16 protein-coding genes are annotated in these 16,705 nt (G+C 55.7%); 7 read left to right on the top strand and 9 right to left on the bottom strand.

What is annotated here, in order from left to right:
- Positions 1 to 75: 75 nt before the first annotated feature.
- Both BMZ57_RS20920 and BMZ57_RS20915 read right to left on the bottom strand, forming a co-directional pair.
- Positions 76 to 513 carry a GNAT family N-acetyltransferase gene (locus BMZ57_RS20920; RefSeq protein ID WP_021492924.1) on the bottom strand — a complete coding sequence of 146 codons (438 nt, stop codon included), beginning with the start codon at positions 511 to 513 and terminating at the stop codon, positions 76 to 78.
- 144 nt (positions 514 to 657) lie between these two features.
- The gene (locus BMZ57_RS20915; protein ID WP_021492923.1) at positions 658 to 1,206 is read right to left on the bottom strand and encodes a GNAT family N-acetyltransferase; all 549 of its coding nucleotides are present in this window, start codon (positions 1,204 to 1,206) and stop codon (positions 658 to 660) included.
- A gap of 157 nt (positions 1,207 to 1,363) precedes the next feature.
- Here BMZ57_RS20915 and BMZ57_RS20910 point away from each other — a divergent pair, with 157 nt between their 5' ends.
- Both BMZ57_RS20910 and BMZ57_RS29585 read left to right on the top strand, forming a co-directional pair.
- Positions 1,364 to 2,218: a helix-turn-helix domain-containing protein gene (locus tag BMZ57_RS20910; protein ID WP_069673145.1), complete on the top strand. Its 855-nt coding sequence runs from the start codon at positions 1,364 to 1,366 to the stop codon at positions 2,216 to 2,218.
- Positions 2,219 to 2,419: 201 nt separating this feature from the next.
- Positions 2,420 to 2,689, top strand: coding sequence for a hypothetical protein (locus BMZ57_RS29585; RefSeq protein ID WP_047543413.1), 270 nt, complete (start codon positions 2,420 to 2,422; stop codon positions 2,687 to 2,689).
- Positions 2,690 to 3,364: 675 nt separating this feature from the next.
- Here the strand turns inward: BMZ57_RS29585 and BMZ57_RS20900 are convergent.
- Complete coding sequence (locus BMZ57_RS20900; RefSeq protein ID WP_019582650.1) at positions 3,365 to 4,240, bottom strand: BrxR family helix-turn-helix transcriptional regulator; 876 nt, start codon at positions 4,238 to 4,240, stop codon at positions 3,365 to 3,367.
- A 119-nt stretch (positions 4,241 to 4,359) separates the two neighbouring features.
- Between BMZ57_RS20900 and BMZ57_RS20895 the strand changes: the two genes are divergently transcribed.
- Both BMZ57_RS20895 and BMZ57_RS20890 read left to right on the top strand, forming a co-directional pair.
- Complete coding sequence (locus BMZ57_RS20895; RefSeq protein WP_069673146.1) at positions 4,360 to 4,617, top strand: hypothetical protein; 258 nt, start codon at positions 4,360 to 4,362, stop codon at positions 4,615 to 4,617.
- Positions 4,618 to 4,627: 10 nt separating this feature from the next.
- Positions 4,628 to 5,680 (top strand): ADP-ribosylglycohydrolase family protein, encoded by a 1,053-nt coding sequence (locus BMZ57_RS20890; RefSeq protein ID WP_069673170.1) that lies wholly within the window; start codon positions 4,628 to 4,630, stop codon positions 5,678 to 5,680.
- A gap of 253 nt (positions 5,681 to 5,933) precedes the next feature.
- Here BMZ57_RS20890 and BMZ57_RS30055 read toward each other — a convergent pair whose 3' ends face one another.
- From BMZ57_RS30055 to BMZ57_RS20860, 6 genes are all read right to left on the bottom strand, one after another.
- The gene (locus BMZ57_RS30055) at positions 5,934 to 6,230 is read right to left on the bottom strand and encodes a hypothetical protein (protein ID WP_069673147.1); all 297 of its coding nucleotides are present in this window, start codon (positions 6,228 to 6,230) and stop codon (positions 5,934 to 5,936) included.
- A gap of 52 nt (positions 6,231 to 6,282) precedes the next feature.
- The gene (locus BMZ57_RS20880) at positions 6,283 to 8,103 is read right to left on the bottom strand and encodes a YaaW family protein (protein ID WP_069673148.1); all 1,821 of its coding nucleotides are present in this window, start codon (positions 8,101 to 8,103) and stop codon (positions 6,283 to 6,285) included.
- A gap of 75 nt (positions 8,104 to 8,178) precedes the next feature.
- Complete coding sequence (locus tag BMZ57_RS20875) at positions 8,179 to 8,868, bottom strand: OmpA/MotB family protein (RefSeq protein WP_069673149.1); 690 nt, start codon at positions 8,866 to 8,868, stop codon at positions 8,179 to 8,181.
- Between the two features lie 7 nt (positions 8,869 to 8,875).
- Complete coding sequence (locus BMZ57_RS20870) at positions 8,876 to 10,978, bottom strand: coiled-coil domain-containing protein (RefSeq protein WP_254668493.1); 2,103 nt, start codon at positions 10,976 to 10,978, stop codon at positions 8,876 to 8,878.
- A gap of 80 nt (positions 10,979 to 11,058) precedes the next feature.
- Positions 11,059 to 12,291, bottom strand: coding sequence for a hypothetical protein (locus BMZ57_RS20865; protein ID WP_069673151.1), 1,233 nt, complete (start codon positions 12,289 to 12,291; stop codon positions 11,059 to 11,061).
- The gene (locus tag BMZ57_RS20860) at positions 12,292 to 13,254 is read right to left on the bottom strand and encodes an ATP-binding protein (RefSeq protein WP_069673152.1); all 963 of its coding nucleotides are present in this window, start codon (positions 13,252 to 13,254) and stop codon (positions 12,292 to 12,294) included.
- Positions 13,255 to 13,615: 361 nt separating this feature from the next.
- Between BMZ57_RS20860 and BMZ57_RS20855 the strand changes: the two genes are divergently transcribed.
- The 3 genes from BMZ57_RS20855 (at position 13,616) to BMZ57_RS20845 (ending at position 16,671) form a co-directional block, all read left to right on the top strand.
- On the top strand, positions 13,616 to 14,536 hold the full coding sequence (locus tag BMZ57_RS20855; RefSeq protein WP_069673153.1) for a restriction endonuclease: 921 nt from the start codon (positions 13,616 to 13,618) through the stop codon (positions 14,534 to 14,536).
- A 323-nt stretch (positions 14,537 to 14,859) separates the two neighbouring features.
- Positions 14,860 to 15,510 carry a hypothetical protein gene (locus BMZ57_RS20850; protein ID WP_069673154.1) on the top strand — a complete coding sequence of 217 codons (651 nt, stop codon included), beginning with the start codon at positions 14,860 to 14,862 and terminating at the stop codon, positions 15,508 to 15,510.
- A 6-nt stretch (positions 15,511 to 15,516) separates the two neighbouring features.
- Entirely contained in the window at positions 15,517 to 16,671 is a 1,155-nt protein-coding gene (locus tag BMZ57_RS20845) for a helix-turn-helix domain-containing protein (RefSeq protein ID WP_069673155.1), read from the top strand.
- Positions 16,672 to 16,705 lie beyond the last annotated feature (34 nt).

Raw genomic sequence — 16,705 nt, 5'->3', positions numbered from 1 at the left:
CTGCCGGAACGCGTGGATTTCGTCCTCAATACGTTGGCAAGGAAATCGTGCCACTCGGCGTGTATTTGGCGACTTTCACATGATGATCCTCGCCAGCATATCTTCGCCGTCTGCATCCATGCCAACTTCGATAAAGCCAAAACTGGAATAAAATCCTTTGGCGACGACGTTGTTGGGGTTGTAGCAAATCTCAATTTCTTTCAATTCTTCGATCTGTTTTATTTCATGCAGGGCGAGACCCAGCGCTGCTCTACCGATGGATTTCTGCTGATGTTTTTTGTCCACCATAAAGCGCCAGATAGAGACTTTTCCTTTTGATTCCTGCACCCACATTAAAAAGCCTACGGCCTCTTCATCCGCAATGATGGCGCGTGTGAAGTAGCCCGGGTTGTACGCGGCCTCAACGAGCGACCAAGTATTACTAGCCACGTAGTCCTCTTGTTCTTCAGTGACCTCCAGTTCACAAATGGCCTCATAGTTTTGTTGCGTTATTTGGGTGAGTGAGATTTCCATCGCGTCGCCTGAATGAGGGTGATGATCGAGCTGAATCAATGTTTTATGGGTGTGTACCGCACCTGAATGGCAACGGTGTATCAAGGGAGGCTGGTTCTTCGTACAACCCCAGGTAAGGTTCGCGTCCCTCTTCGGTTTGTGCTCTTACACTTTCGAATATTCCAGCCATTCCTGGTAGGTGATCCGGCTAATGTGCTCTGTGCGATAGTCTTGGAGGAACTGGTTGTATTTGTTTTCTTCCGTGTGATGAAAGCGAAAGCCACACTTCGATTGGGCAGCATGGGATTGGATGTTGTCGGCGAAGTAACCACACCACAGTGCTTTGAGGTTCAGGTTTTCAAAAGCGTGTCGCATCACTTCACGCACGGCTTCCGGAATCAGGCCTTTGCCCCAGTACGGTACGCCGATCCAGTAGGCTATTTCCCCTTCCTGCTCACTGATTTCAAAATTGCTGTTGCTGCCTATGAGAATGCCCACACAACCAACAGCACGGCGATTTTCCTTCAATTCGACCGCATACACCTCTGGGTGATTGAAGACTGTGCGGATGATGTCGGCACTGTTCTCCACACTGGTGTGCGGGGGCCAGCCAGCGATGGGACCGACTCGAGCGTCTTTGGCATACTCGTATAGATCGGCGGCGTCTGTGTCCTGCCAGGGGCGTAGCAAGAGTCGTTCTGTTTTAAGTGTCATATCCCGTACTCGGAGTGGATGGGTGCGTTCGGGATAGAGTATTGGCAGACAGGCCATCGGTACACGCCAGTACCTCGGCTTCTTCGGTACTTTTCGCAACAACCGCGCCAAGCGCTGATACGATGATGGCTATTGTTTGTTATAGCGCTGGGGCACTATGCATCACATTCCGAAACTTTCCGTTCCTGACGATTCGATGCGGATGGGAGAAACCACGCTAGCGCAATGGCAAGGTTTACCGCTCTCTTTCGGTCATGCTTACTTGACGTTGCTGGTATGCCTCTCCGGTAGTGCCCACTTCACTCTAAACTTCAAAGAGCATGCGGTCAGGCGCGGAGGAGTGATGTTGCTGGCTGAGGACACCATTGCCTTGCTCAAACGTCGCTCGCGCCGCTTCAAGGTTTTTTTCTGCCTTATGCCGAAAGATTTTGCAGCGGAGGTTGCCTACCCGCTGCCAAATAGTTTGTTCGTCTTTCTGCATGACCATCCCCATTGCGTTCCATCCAACGACGACATGCCACTGATAGACGGGTGGGTGACGCAGATGCGGAATATTGCGCAGACCTGTCCCTCTTACCAACGCATCATGTTGCGCAATCAGCTGCAGAACCTCTTTTTGAAAATAGCCGAGCAACTTCCAGCCAACCAAATAGAAAACCGTGGATTCAGCCGGAAGGAAATGCTCAGTTGGCGCTTCTGGGAATTGATAGGTAAACACTGCATCCGCAACCGAGATGTGAAGTTCTACGCTGACGCACTGAATATCACGCCGTTCTACCTGTCGCAGTTGACCAAAGCGTTTTTCAATGACACTCCCAAGGGCCTGATCGATCGGCAGGTAACCTTGGAAATCAAGGCGCTCCTTTCATACAGTGACTTGGCTATTGGCCGTGTGGCCGACGAACTGAACTTCGCCGACGCCTCTTACTTGTGTCGCTACTTCAAGCGCCAAACGGGGATTTCACTTTCCCATTATCGTAAGCACAAGAGGGAGAAGGAGAGCCATGACTGACCTGCGGTGGTGAATCGGGCGCTGGATCGGTTGGACCTCCGACGTATCCCGACACCGGGCGGCGAGGGCATGAGTGCCCTTGCCACGGGGCTCATGAGCTATCGATCTGGTACCTGAACCCCTCGGCCGCCGCGCGGGAAATTCGGTATTCGAGCGGGGGAGATCAGGTTAAGCAAAGGCTCGGCGCGCCGGATCAAAAACATGATGACGACCTTGTTTCTCAGCGCCGATGGCAAGCCAATGTCTGCTGCGCAGTTTTTAGAAAACCTGTTTGGCATCCTTCCAGATTTCTTCAAAGACGAAGACGAACTGCGCTCCATTTGGGGTGAGCCAGACACGGAGCGGAGCGTCTTCGTTTACCGCGTCGGGCATCAGTTGCTAAGCGCAGAGAATCTTAGTGGGCGAGCGATTACAGCAGAGTTGCCGCGAAGGGCCGCTTTGGCACGGACAGCAGCCATTTCAAGCATCTGAGGGTCAGCTGCATAGACAGCATCAACCTGGCGGTCACGTAAGCTGCTTTTAAGGCCCATCATTTCCGCAAGGCTAAGGTCTTTTGAATGCTTGTGGCCGTTGATCATGGCGAAAGTACCCATAAGGGTGAAAATAGACTTGGATCTGAGGTTAACACCTCGCGCGGTCGGCTATAGGCGAAAGGCTGTGATTGCAAGGTATTGAGCGACGAAATGCATGGTTCTTCACGCTGCTCAGGTGTGCAATTCAGACTGGCTGAGCCGATCGGTAAATGATCGCCTACGGAGGCTAAAAGGCAAATAAGCCTATGAGCTTACTGAGTTACAGGTACAAAAAAGACGTCCATGGACGTCCTTTTTCGTTGAAGTGCCGGGGTAATCTGAATTGATTCTGTATCGTATTGATTTTTATTGATTATTTTTGGTTAGATTTTCTATTGGAATACCTTATGGAATACCATTCGCGAATCTTTTTAAATTCCTGCCTTTACGTCGACCAAAGCTCAATTCCACAGCTGTACTTCGGATTTCGCCTTTGAGCGGAACCAACGGCTACTGATAGCGATTGCTGGCGCTTGGTTCATTCCTTCACTCGCTCTGGCGAGTCGGCGCGTGCCTTATTGCTGTCGCTTACGGCAAATGCGCTTGTGCTCCAACTCCTCAAGGGAGATGCGCGTCAGTCATTCATGAGCCAGGGACGCAACTCCTTGAGGTTGGTTGCCACGATTTGCTGTGCCTCGGGGTTAGTGGCCTGATTTCTCGGGTCGATCTGATAGCGTTGCAATACATACTTCACCAGCGCTCTACGACTGGGCACTACCAGCTGGCCATCAGTCATGCCAAAGTCGGTTTCGATGATTGACTTCTGCGCTGCGTTCAGCCGTCCGTCGGCTGCAAAAATGACGGGAATCTCGGTATTCCAGTCTTCATCCAGCTCGCGAGTATTTTGCGATTCATCGAGCAAATCCGGCTGGCCCCGCAGGCGGCTGAGTACAAAGTCGCGGTACTGGCCGTTCTTCTCGCAGTAAGCCCGCACATGCCAGCGCATACCGGTGTAGACCAGTGTGTGAGGGGCGATCAGTCGAATTTCCACGTTTGGTGTGTTGAGCGATACGTACTCGGTTTCCAGGCGCAGGCCATCGCGACAGGCCTTGAGCAATGGGCGCAGGACTTCCGGCCGGATCGGGCGATCGGGGACTTCCAGCACCTTGGTGTGAGCGTAAGCTAGGGCGAGCCCATCAATGTGAGGAGCGCGTTCGTTGTTCTGGTAGAGCAGGTGCAAATAGGCGCTTGCGCTGTCGTCGATGAACAGCGGCGTGAACGCCTTGCCGGGCACGTAGCCTTTTATTTTTTTGTCATATGTAAGGTTTTTAGGCGCATGTTCCGTGATGTAGGTGTTGATGTCCTTGGACGCCTGCTGGCGACTGATACCGAAGCTCTGCATCAAGTGTCCCGTGGTTAACCGGCCCTCCCACCAGGCGACGGTCTCAATCAAACGGTAGCGAAGTGCCAGATCCCAGCGGACCTGTTCGATGGACTGCTTGCGTTTCATACCCTCTCCATGTGCGCGAATACTTTACCTGTATAAGTCTACATTCTAGACCTGTCGCTTAACACTACATATCGTGTGTCTGTCTTCAAAATGAATTGAAGTCACGAAAGGAAGTGGACATGAGTATGTCGGAAGCGGTTTCGACGGGAGCATTGCTGATGATGGGAGCAATCCTGCTGGTGTTACTGCATCAGTGTCTGAGATTGCGTGAGCTCTGGCAGATGGCTATGGGCTGCCAAAAAAATGCGCGCTGGGCGCGGATTTGGGAGGCAGAGAACCGCGAGTTGCGTTCGGCACTGCGCGCTGAAAAAGCACATATCGAGCAGTTGCAAAGAAAGCTGGTGATTTTGCAGGAATTGATCCCGGCTGAGGGATAAGGGAATGGACATGAACAGACTTGAACGGATTAAAGGCTGCCTGCTGGGAGGCGCTGTTGGCGACGCGTTAGGCGCCCCGGTGGAGTTTCTCGAGTGGTCGGTAATCGAAACCAGGTTCGGTCCACAGGGAATCATCGATTTTGTTCCGGCGTACGGTATCGCCGCCGCCATTACCGATGACACTCAGATGATGCTTTTTACCGCGGAAGGCTTGTTGCGGGCCTACGTGCGCGGTAGCTCACGAGGGGCTTGCCACGTCCCTGACGTCATTCATCATTCACTACTGCGCTGGCTGATAACCCAGGGTCACGCTGCTGCGATACCGGTTGATCGAGACGGGTGGTTGTTCGAGCAACCGGCGCTCTGGTCTCGGCGCACACCTGGTACTACCTGTCTCACTGCACTCAAGGCCAGTCCACGGCTGGGCGCTGTGGCCGAGAACAACAGTAAAGGCTGTGGTGCCCTGACGCGAGCCGCACCTTGCGCCTTCTTTGCAAACGCCTTTGACTACGCTGCCCAGTCAGGACGCCTGACTCACGGGCATCCTACGGGCTATCTGGCGGCCGGGATGTTTGCCGATATTCTCCAGCGCATTGTCGATAGAGAAGACAGCCTGGAACACGCGATCACTCAGAGCCTGGCCCAATACGGTCAAGTTCCCGGTATGGAAGAAACACGAGCCCTCATTGAGCGTGTTCTCTTCTTCTTTTACGAGGGCTACCAGCCCACCGCGCAACGAATAGGCGAACTCGGTGGTGGCTGGGTCGCCGAAGAAACGCTGGCTATCGGGTTGTGGTGCGCCCTGGCAGCCTCCTCGTTAGAAGAGGGCGTGATCAGAGCGGTGAATCACGGTGGTGATAGCGACAGTACCGGGCTCATCGCGGGGCATTTGTTGGGCGCACAGTATGGTGCTACAGCGATTCCTGCTCGATGGTTTGAGCAACTGGAATTGCGTGAGGTGATTGTGCAGGTAGCTGAGGATCTTGAGCGCGTGCCCCGTGAGTACTGTGGGGTTGGCGGCGAGTTCGATCAGCAGATCGAATTGGCATATCCCGGGAGTTGAGCGCACGTAACGCAGGGTGGCTCAAAGGGGCGCTCGCGGAGCTACTGGCGCGGCAACGATTCTGAAGAATAGGTGGGTGATAGTTCGCCCGTTTTATCGAGCTGCGTACAGGACGGGGCTTTGAACCTTGAGATTTCACATCAGCTTTGTTCAGCACGATGTACAGCGACTCTGCATGGAACGGCGTGGACTCGATGAACTCAATGTCGGACTGGTCGATGGTTCCGGCCGGGTCAAGCTCGATGACTCAGACCTATGCCTGATTGACCAAGGAAGCTGCAGTGCTGTGGTTTGAAGCAGCAGCCCCACCGGTCGTACCAGGGTTATAGTCCGGTGTATCGATGATGCACAGGTTGCCGAATAGGTCCGGGTCCATGGAAGCCTTGACGCTGGTGAAGGGCAGAATGTGCTGGTCAAGTACGTGGTGCAACGCTTCCAGATCAATTCCAATGTCAACGACCCCAAGCCCGAGGCCCAGCAACTGGTGCTGGCGAACCGGGCTCAGTTTTGCGGCCTTGGCTTTGCATCGATTGAAACGCGGCAGGAGCATGCGCGTTGTGACGTTCACGCCCCTGTCAGCTGGCTACCCTGGCAACCCTTGATCAGATCGCCCGCTCGAGCAGCTGCGCCTCGGCGATTTGGCCATCTTGATAACGCAGCAACACCTGGTGTTCACCTTGATTGAATAGCGATTGGTGCAGCTGGCGGGTGTCGAATGGACCTTGTGCCAGCGAACCGGCAATGCTGTCCAATTGCGCCGTGAAGCTTTGGCTTAGCGTGATATCGAGGCTGAAGACTCGTGAGCTGGTCAGTTCCATCTGCGAGCTGTACACACTGCGACTCTGGGTGGCGATAGCGTCGAGCTGCCCCAGACTTTCAAGTACCTTGGCTGCAGCGCTGCAGTGACGTTGCTGCGGATCAGCCATATAGCGCAAGGCGCTGCTCACAACCTGCAACTGAGTAGCTTGCAAGTATCCGCTCACCCAACTTTCCATCTTCGCCAGGCTGCCTTTCAGCGCTTGGCGGGCACTGTCTGCCCCGAACAGCTTGTCGGCCTCGATAGCCTGGGCGATGTCCAGCTCTTCTTTCATTTTGCGGTCGAAGAATTGCCTCAGAGCCGTGATCTGACTGTGCTGGCTTTCGAGGGTCTGCACAGCGTAGTGACTAATGCCGTCTTGCGCGTAGTGGTCGAGCAGGTCCTGGGTATAGTCGACCATTCCGGCGAGCGATTCCCAGCGGGCTTCGTCCAGTTCGCGCAGCACGCTGTCGAGCTGGCGTTTAATGGCGTTCAGCTTCTCGTTGATATCGTGCAAGTGCTTCTGGCCCACGGCTGAGGACACAACGTTCCACACCGCACCGCTGAGCAGCACGTTCTGCAGGTCTTCCGGTAATGACAGGCTGGCCTGCTCGCTGATCTTGCCACCGGTACGGACGAAAGCTCTGACGCTGCCATCATTGTTGGCGTTTTTGGTCAGTGTCTCGAAGGGCAGGCTACAAACTACATAGTTGCCCCTGGACATCTCTCCTAACGCGGCAAGCCCCGGCACATTGGCCAGCAACGGGCTGAGCGCGCTGATCTGGTCGGTGGGTAGCGGACGATGTACGCCTGCAGGCGGTCGCTGCAGCGTGTTGAGTTTCAGCAGTGTTTCGCCCTGGCCGTTCTGCACAACCAGCTCTGAGTTTCCCGGCGTGGAGGCGGGAGCTACATTGGTCGGTGCGGGTGAATGTGTCGCAGGCGCTTCGCGGTGCAGGCGAATCCAGCCCATCTGGGCCACAAATGGCACGGTCACCCGGTAGGCTTCGGCAATGCTGCTATGCAGGCCGAAGCCGGCCGTAGCTACGGCGCCGATGGGATTCAGGCGAAACCCCGTGGTTGCCACGGTGAACAACGCTGCGCTGCTTGCTGCCGACAGACCGACCGCGGTGCCAGAACTCACTGAGAGCGCGTCCTTGAGGTTGAACAGCCCGGCCAGCACCTTAGTACTGGTGGCGCGCTCAAAGCGATCGTTAGGCGCCAATTCGCGCCAACCGGCACCGAACAGCGCCAAGGCGATCTGACGTTCTTTGTCGGCGACTGACCGGTTCGCTGCGTCGCTGCCATTGAGCTTCTGATAAACGTCGTTGACGATTTCGGCATAGGACACAGCGGACTTTTTCAGGAAACGGCGCGTCAGATTCATCGCCGAGTGCCCACCGAATTGCTGCAGTTCGTGTCCCAGCAGTTCGAGCTGCTGTTGGTCGTAGCCCGCGGGTCGGGAGCTGTGCTTGGCTTGTACCAGCCGCTTCTTGACGTCCGCGTCCAGACCGGCGCGGCCTCTTGAGAAGTCGGTGATGATGTCCACCAACATGTCCACCTCATCGGGCTTGGCGCTGAGCAGGCTGGCGAAGAGTTCGTCGTCGCAATCGATTCCTGTAGTTGCCATCGTGTCCTTACCTCTCGGTGTCTAAATCAAGTTCAGGGGAGCAGCCGGCCAATTTAGAACTTGGGCTGCATCGCGCTAATTTGCCGTCGGCAGCTGCGTGGCCACCACCAGTTGTACCTCCACTCGACGGTTGAGAGCACTGGCAGGATCCACGCCCGGTTTGGGGCGTGAGTCACCGTAGCCTGCCACCACCACGCGCAGTGCCTGCTGTGGCTCAAGTGCCTGAATCAGCAGCTTGCGAGCCTCGCGTGCCCGTGCGGCAGACAAGGTGTAGTTGTCGTCATACACCGTGCAAAAACGCTCATAGTCAGTGACCGGGCGGGAAACCGGCAGGTTGTCGGTGTGCCCCTCTACCAGCACTTGCCCCTGGCCGTAATCCTGGATGAAGGTGGCCACCCGTGCGCTGAGCAGGGTCAGTGCGCCTTTGGCTTCGGGGGTAATGCAGGCGCTACCTCGGGCGAAGGCATTATCGGGGAGGGTCAGGCGGCGGTTCTGAATGTCGATGTCCACCAGATCCGTTTCGCCGGTGCGCTGCAGGTCTGACTGCATAGCGGCCAGCAGCTTGCTCAGGCTTGCCCGTTGGGCCGCGTCGCCTTTGCTGCGCTCTTCTTGACGAGCGGCCTCCATCTGCTGCTTCTCAACTGCTATCGCTGCCTCTGACGCTTTATTCTGCAGCACCGACACCACAAGCATCAGCATCACTACGGCCATTACCCCAGCCATAAGGTCGGAGATCGAGACCCATTCATTGGGTTTTTCTTTCATGGCCGTCTCACGCTGTCAGAGGCTCGTCGGAAGGCTTGCGTGCCAGCGGCTGATGGGCTTGATCGGCCATCTGCTGGAGCAGGGCAACCGTAGAGCCCGCCGCTTGCTGCAGGGGTTGCAGGTGATTGGAGAACTGCTGTCCGACCTTTTCCGCCAGCGCTTGGGGCAGGTTGGCGACCTGCTGCGTGCTGGTTGTCAGCGTCTTGAGTTGGGAGGACAGCTGCGCCAGGTTTTTCACCGCTTCGCTGAGCAGTTGGCCGCGCTGGTGCGGGTCGCTGCGCAGCTCACCTGCCAGTTTTTCGAGCGCTAGCAAGGTTTGCGTGCCTTGGGCGAGCAGTTCCTGGAAATGCCCATGCAGCTTGTCAAAGCTATCGGGCAGCTCTTTCAACTGTTCGAGCTTCTTGCCCGTGGCTCGCATGTTCCTATTACTCTCAGAGATATCAGTCAGCCCTTGAGTGATCTGTTCTCCCAGCGTCCTCATGTTTTTTTCCATCTGACTGATGGCGCCGTTGAGCTCGTCGTTGGTCGTCGTGAACATCGCGCTGGCGTTGGTCTGAGCCCTGTTGGCCCCTTCGATGTTGCGGCTCACGCTCGCCATCACCTCATTGACCTCGCCAGAGAGCCGGACTACGGCCTCGGAAATATTGTCGGTAGCCGATCGCAGGTTCTCCGACATCGTCGTGGTGTTGTGAGTGAAGTCCTGGCTCATCCGGTTGACGTTATCCATCATCCCGGTCTGCAGCTCGTTCATTACGTCACTCAGGCGTGAGATGTTGGAGTCGAGACTGCCCTGCATCGTTTGCAGGTGAGCATGGAAGTCATCGTTGAGCTTGTCGATGGCCGCACCGACGCTCTTCTCCATGGTTAATACGCTGCCTTCCAAGGCACTTGCAGATTGGGCAAGTTGCTTCGCTGCTTTACCCATGGTAGTGCCGGCTTGCTCGAGCGCATTGAGGTTGTCGGTACTGGCTGTGACGAACAGCTCCAGGCTGTGCTGGCTGGCTTGTGTATGCGCGCCAACTGCCTGTGTCGCTTCGATACCTTTAGTTGAAAGTGTGGCCAACTCATCAAACCGCTCTTGCAGATGAATAGCCTGTGCGCGGTCTGCGTCCAGTTGCGCGCCATGCTGCTCAGTCAGGGTCGCCAGCAAGGTTTGGCTCTGGCGCTCACGGCGCTCACTTTCATCTCGCGCGTGCTCCCATTGCAGGGTAGCGGTCTGTTGTAGGCGCTCCGTCAACTGGTGGCCGTGTTCGAGTGTCTGCCCCAGCCCGGTGAGCTGCTGGCTCGACTGTTCCAGTTGCGCCTTTAGGCGGCCGAGGCCAGCGTCGAGGCCCAGCAGGGTTTCTCCTTGGCCCTCGAGCAGGTCCAGGCGCGGCAGGTGGGCGGCGTAGCGAGCCAGTGCCGCGAGATAGCCTTCCGCTCCGCTGAGTTGTTGCAGCTGCTGCAGTTGCCCGTCCAGATTGGCGGCGGTCCGCGCGAACTGCTCATCGCAGGTTTGTCCGCGTTTCAACTCGATCAGCTTAAGCTGCTTGAGTTCATTGCCCAGCAATTGGCTCTGACCGGCAATGGCCTGCACCAGTTGCTCACCGACGGCGGCCAGGGCCTGCCGGGTGAGTTGGTCACGGAGCTCGGTTGCGTTCTTGTGCTGATCCCGGCGGTTATCGATGTCGCGCTTCATGCGGTCGACGCACCAGCCGGTCCGGCGGCTTTCAGCGGACCAGCGGGCAGAGTCCCACAGTTTCAGCGCGATAAAAGCGATAATCCCCCAGGTCGAGGTTTTGAACTTGGTACCCAAGTCTTTCATCATGCCCGTGAGCTGGCCCAACGAGTCGCTCATTGCGTTCAGAGAATCGGCGTTGCCCTGCAGGATTCCAGAGGCTTTATCCAAGGCCATGCCCAGGCCCAGGAAGGTTCCCAGCAAGCCGACGATTAACAGCAGCCCCGGCATATTGGCTACGATGCGTTCGGGTAGAGTGGCCACTGCCTGGTTCAACTCACCGAGTGACCCGTGCTCGATGTCCAGCGCGCCCTTGTGCGTGCCGCCTTGCCAGTTGCGCTCCCAAGCCGGAGCGCGGCCGAACACCTCGGCGGTGATCAGCGAAACCAGCATGCCACCTATGATCACCGTGCAGAATACCAACTCCAACGGGTTCCCCAACGATGGCGATAGGAACTCCAGAACTGTGCCACTCACGCTGCCACCTCAACCTGGGTGAATTGTTCGGCACGCTTGCGGCAGTCGGATTCGAAGATGTTGGCGAAGCTGATGATAAGCGATTGTTCCTCGCGCTTGAGGTTCTCCCACTTCTCGCCGTTTTGGGCGCAGCGAATCAGCAGTTCACCCACCTCAAAACCGTCGTCGATAAGGTATTCACGGTCCTGGTCGATCAGGCGCTGCTCGTCATTTTCCAGTAATTGCAGGAAGCCCTCGGCTGCATAGACATAGTTGCGCTTGGCGAGGACATCGCTGGCAAGTTTGTCCAAACGGGCCTCGTCGGTAGGCAACAGTTTTTCGAGGTCGGTGAGCACCTTGGCCTCCTCGACTGGCAGTGGTTCCAGCTTCGCTAAATTGTTCAGGCGCTTGACGATCACCTGGTCGCGGGACACGCGCTTGCCCAACTCCTCCCAGGTGTCTTGATGCTGCTTTAGGTCCAAGCCCCACACGTTGATCATCTCTTCGAACACGAACGGGATCACCGGCTTGCCGAATCGAGCGGTGGTCAAGCTGTCGAGGCGCTCCATGGCATCGTCATCGAGTTCGGCGTGGCCTTCTATCAACTGGCTGGCGATCTGAATGATGAACAGCGGCTCATCCAGCACATTGTTAATTTCTTTGACGTGCTCCATTTGCTCTTCGTACAGGGGCAGCAGTTTCTGCACGGCTCGAATGCGTAGGTAGTGCTCGAAGTTGACGAACGCTTCATCCTCGACCAGTCGGCTGATCCGAGCACGAACCAGCTCGTAGCGGTTGCTCATGGCCAGGCCTTCGAGCGCTTGGCGGCCCGACTCATCAACGTGCTCCATCGCGGCTTCGAGGTCGGCGGCACGCTGTTCGGCTTCTTTGACTTCCTGATCGTTAAGCAGATGACGCTTGATGTCGCGGGCGCGTGCGATAACCCATTTGATCGCCGCATCGACCTTGGCTACAAGCGGATGGTTATCCAGATGCTCCAAGACAGCCAGTGCCTTGTCGAGCGCCATGCTGATGCCCTGAACCCAAGGGATTGGCACATTCGCGGCGATGGTCCTCAGCACCATACGGGCTTTGGAGATATAGGGCTTGGCGGCCTTGTATAGACGCTTGACTTCACCAACGAAGGTTTCGGCCTTGTCAGCCAGCCAGTTGACCGCCTCTACGACCTTCTCCTTGACCACCTGAACCGCTTTGCTGACAAAACCTTTGATCTTGCTCAACCAGCCCATTTACCCGTCACTCCTTGAGTTCACGCCCAACAATTTGCGTGCGATATCGGTACGCCCGGTCTGTTCGCCAGGTGTGGAAACTTTTATGTCATTGCGTGCCAGGAGCAATTGCTCGATGGCGCCGAGCACATGCTCAGGCGTCAGCCGTCCACCGCCGCCTTCCAGCAAGGGTTTGGGCAACGCCAGGCGCAGGCAGGTGCGGATTTCCCGGCCAGAGAGACCGGCAGAGGGCTGCACTAGCGCCTCAATCAGATCTTCGCGCACCAGGCTCAGAGGGATGCCTTGGACCAGCAGCTTGGCCCAGATCGCTCGACGTTCGTCATCACCTGGAAGCTCGAAATGAATATGCTGAGAGATGCGGCTGACGAACGCCGAGTCGTAATTGCGAGCGAAGTTGCTGGCGAAAATCACGATCCCGGGGTGTTTCTCCAACTCGATCAGCAGGGTCGAGCGCATCGCGTTGACTTCATTGTCGATGCCCTGGGTCACTGAGGATAGGCGACGACCGAGCAGCGTATCGGCTTCATCGAGAAACAGCACCGCGTCCTCGTTGCGCGCTGCGGCAAACAGGCTGACGATGTTCTTCGAGGTGTCACCCATGAACTTGCTTTCCAGGTCAGCGATGCTGGCATTGATCAGCCGCTTGCCGATACTGCCGGCGAATGCTTCGGCGGTGAGGGTCTTGCCGGTCCCTGGGGCGCCATGAAAATTGAGCAGCGTGCCTCTTCCGTTTGGGTCGACCTGCGCGAAACCCCAGGTCTCATAGATGACGTCGTGATAGCGAATCTTGACTAAAGCCTCATCCAGTTGCTGACGATTACTGGCCGAGAGCACCACGTCCCGCTCAAGGGTGAAGCGCGGTTCGCTGCTGCGTTGCGGTGCACAGGCGTCAGCTAGGGCGGGTGCGTCGGGAGCGACGAGTTCAGGACGAAGGTTTTTGTACAGGTATTCTCTGGAAGACATGCTCAGCTCTGCCTCAGGTTATGGGGCAGGCAGATGACCAGGCCGGAGGGCGAATGGCTGAGCAGAGCAAATGAGCGGCGCAGGGGAATGTTCACACGAGAATTCCATTTGTCGAGGTGATGGGTGCGAAATGAATTGTGGCCATTTGCTTGTATCGACCGGCTGCGACGGTACTTGAGGTGGATGTAAAAGAAAAGCGCGTCGGATTTATTCTCGTAAGCCGGTTGGGGCTGGGCTTGCTGCTTCCACTGCGAACTGGCATTTTGCGCGAAGATATCAATGCGGCATCATGCCGAATGAGCGTGAGCAACCCTCACGACGACCGTCCTGAAAGCGTCGCGACGACCGAAGAGGAAAAACGATGTCGATCCCGGATTTTCAAAGTGTCATGCGCCCCGTGTTGGAGGCTGTTCGGGACGGTGTTGCGATACCGCTTAGCGCACTTCGCGAGTGCATCGCTGATGTACTCCAGCTAACTGAAGATGAGCGCAAGGAGCGGCTGCCATCTGGGCATCAAACGGTGATCAACAACCGCGTGGGCTGGTCTAGGACGTATCTCAACAAAGCAGGTTTGTTGACTATCCCGAGCAAGGGCATGGTGCAAATCACCGACCGTGGTCGGCAAGCGCTGGCCAACGGCCCTGCGCGCATCACCGTGACTTGGCTGAAGCAGTTTCCTGAGTTCGCCGATTTCCACACCGCCAAACCCCAGACCACCGAGGTGCTGAGCGTGATGGGGGGTGTGGCTGTGGAGCGCGCCGAGACGACCCCGGATGAGCAACTGGCTGATGCTCACCAGGCACTTATTCAGTCGCTCGCCGAAGACCTTCTGGCACAGGTGAGGGCTGCCAGTCCGATTTTCTTTGAGCAGCTGGTGGTCGATTTGATGTTGGCCATGGGCTATGGCGGCTCGCGTAAAGAAGCCGGCAAGGCAACCCAGGCTACTAATGATGATGGCATCGACGGGATTATCAATGAGGATAAGCTCGGGCTGGACGTGATCTACCTGCAGGCCAAGCGCTGGAGCAATACGGTGCATCGGCCGGAGATTGATAAGTTTATCGGTGCGCTGACTCGGCAGCGGGCGCGTAAGGGGGTGTTTATCACCACCTCGGATTTTTCCGTGGGGGCCCGGGAGGCGGCGCTTGGGCTGGATATCAAAGTGGTGCTGATCGATGGGGTTGAGATGGCTCGGTTGATGGTTGAGAACAATTTGGGGGTTAGTGTTAAGCAGGTTTATGAGGTGAAGCAGCTGGACAGTGACTACTTTTCTGGGGAGTGAAGGGGTGTGGGGTGGGTTGATTGACCGGGGGAATCTGAGCCGGTTCTATAACTTATTGATTTTTAATATTTATATTTTTTCAGTACTTACTTGGAATACTAATTCGATCCACGATGCTTTGAGACGTGATCGGATCGTCTGATTCGATGGCTTCCAATGCAGATGTAATACGGATAGGAGGTCTGCCTTGGTTGTGCCCGCTCGGGGCGGTATGCCCGTGACAAGGTAGTCTAAAAACTGCGGCGTCGCATGAACACTCTTCTTGTTTTACCTCCTCATATGCGGGAGAATAACCGGAAGTCAGGTCTTTAAGAGATACGCGCATGCAGGCTTGCCAGATTTTCAGTGATGCAGATGACGTTGGCTATCGACTTGGGCAACTGAGCACGTCCCTGGAAGCGTTTCGCGAAGCGATCAACCAGGGTCATTTACATCGGGTGAGGTTGACTCCCAATCATCCATTAATCTTCCCTGGTTTGGAGATGTGGGGTTGGATCGTAGGGTCTCTTCGAGATCAGCTTCGTGGTCTGGGATGGGTAGCGCATGAAAAAGCTACCTACCCTGTGACAGTCCATCCCTATCTGAATCTAGCAATTTCAGTAGCTTCTGGCGATGCTAACGTGGGCAATCCATTCGCGAGTCCCAGTACCCGCTCCAAGAAAGGTAAGCACACGGTTGAGGCAGTTGAGCAAAATTGTCAATTAGACATGTTTGCTGATCTCATGCCCGAGCCTTCGCATTATTCCGAGAATGAAGGCTATGACACGTGGGTTTTGCTCCATCACACAGACCATTTGAAAAATGAGATTCGGTTTGAGCTTTCACGACCATCAAGCATCGACAAAAGCGGAAAGATAAACGCTTGGTTTGAGCGTATCCTGCTTGGCTCCATCGATTTGGATGACGACTTTGCTGTGATTACCCCTCCAGGCGGCCCAGATATTGAGATCGACATTCGTCGTAAGAACGCATGATTTTGTATGTTTAACTCACAAAGGTTTGCGCTGGCCAGACGGCGGCGAGGAATGAAAAAAAGAGAGCTGGCGACCCTGATCGGAGTCACTGAGCGCTCTGTATCAGGTTACGAAAGTGGTACTCAGGAGCCAGAGCAAGGAACTCTTTCAAAAATCGCTAGCGCGCTTCGATTCCCTGAAGCATTTTTCTTTGGCGATGACCCTGAAGTCCCCACTCCAGATGTAGCGAGTTTCCGATCGCTTTCGAAAATGAGTGCCTCCCTCCGTGATAGTGCTTTAGGAGCGGGTGCGATTGCATTGCTCTTGAATGACTGGCTGGAGTCTCGTTTTGATCTCCCTGCTGCTGATTTACCCGATCTCGGAAGCGAGCGGGGTGCTCTCACGTCTAACGACGAGTCTCTGCGTCTGGTTGGACTGCCTACAAACCAAGGTCCTGAGGTCGTGGCTGAGATGTTGCGAGCTCAATGGGGGCTTGGAGATCACCCCATAAAGAATATGATTCTGTTGTTGGAATCAAAAGGGGTACGTGTCTATTCCTTGGCAATTGACGCTAAAGAGGTTGATGCGTTTTCAATGTGGAGCGGTGGCCGTCCCTTCATGTTTCTCAATACCTTTAAATCGGCGGAGCGTTGCCGCTTTGATGCCGCGCATGAGTTAGGGCATCTTGTGATGCATCAGCATGCACACCCTCAAGGGCCAGATCTTGAACGTGAGGCCAATGCGTTTGCTTCGGCTTTTCTAATGCCAAGGGCGAGCATTCTGTCTCAGGCGCCACGCTCGGTTACCCTCAACAGTCTCATCAAGTTCAAAAAGATTTGGGGTGTATCCGTTGCTGCGTTGAACTACAGGCTACACAGCTTGGGTCTCGCTACGGATTGGACTTATAGGACCCTGTGCATTCAGGTCTCCCAAGAAGGCTACCGGAGCAACGAACCAGCACCCTTAGCGCACGAGCGCTCGGTTGTTCTGGAGAAAATATTCGCTGCTCTTAGGGCTGAGGGTATAGGTAAGGCTGATGTTGCAGGGCAGTTGGCGATTTTTTCCGATGAGATTAATGAGCTGACTTTTGGCCTTATGTTGAATGTCTTGAAGGGGAGCAGCCAGAGGTCGCCTGATTCTGAGAAGCTTTCTACAGCTAAACTGCGTCTGGTCAAGGGGTAACAGGGTCACCTTCTACATCGTCCGTAGTGTGTTG

This window comes from Pseudomonas simiae (genome assembly GCF_900111895.1).
In the GTDB taxonomy this organism is placed as follows: Bacteria; Pseudomonadota; Gammaproteobacteria; order Pseudomonadales; family Pseudomonadaceae; genus Aquipseudomonas; species Aquipseudomonas simiae.
Note: the sequence above shows the minus strand (reverse complement) of the source record. Positions and strands in the feature narration are given on the sequence as shown.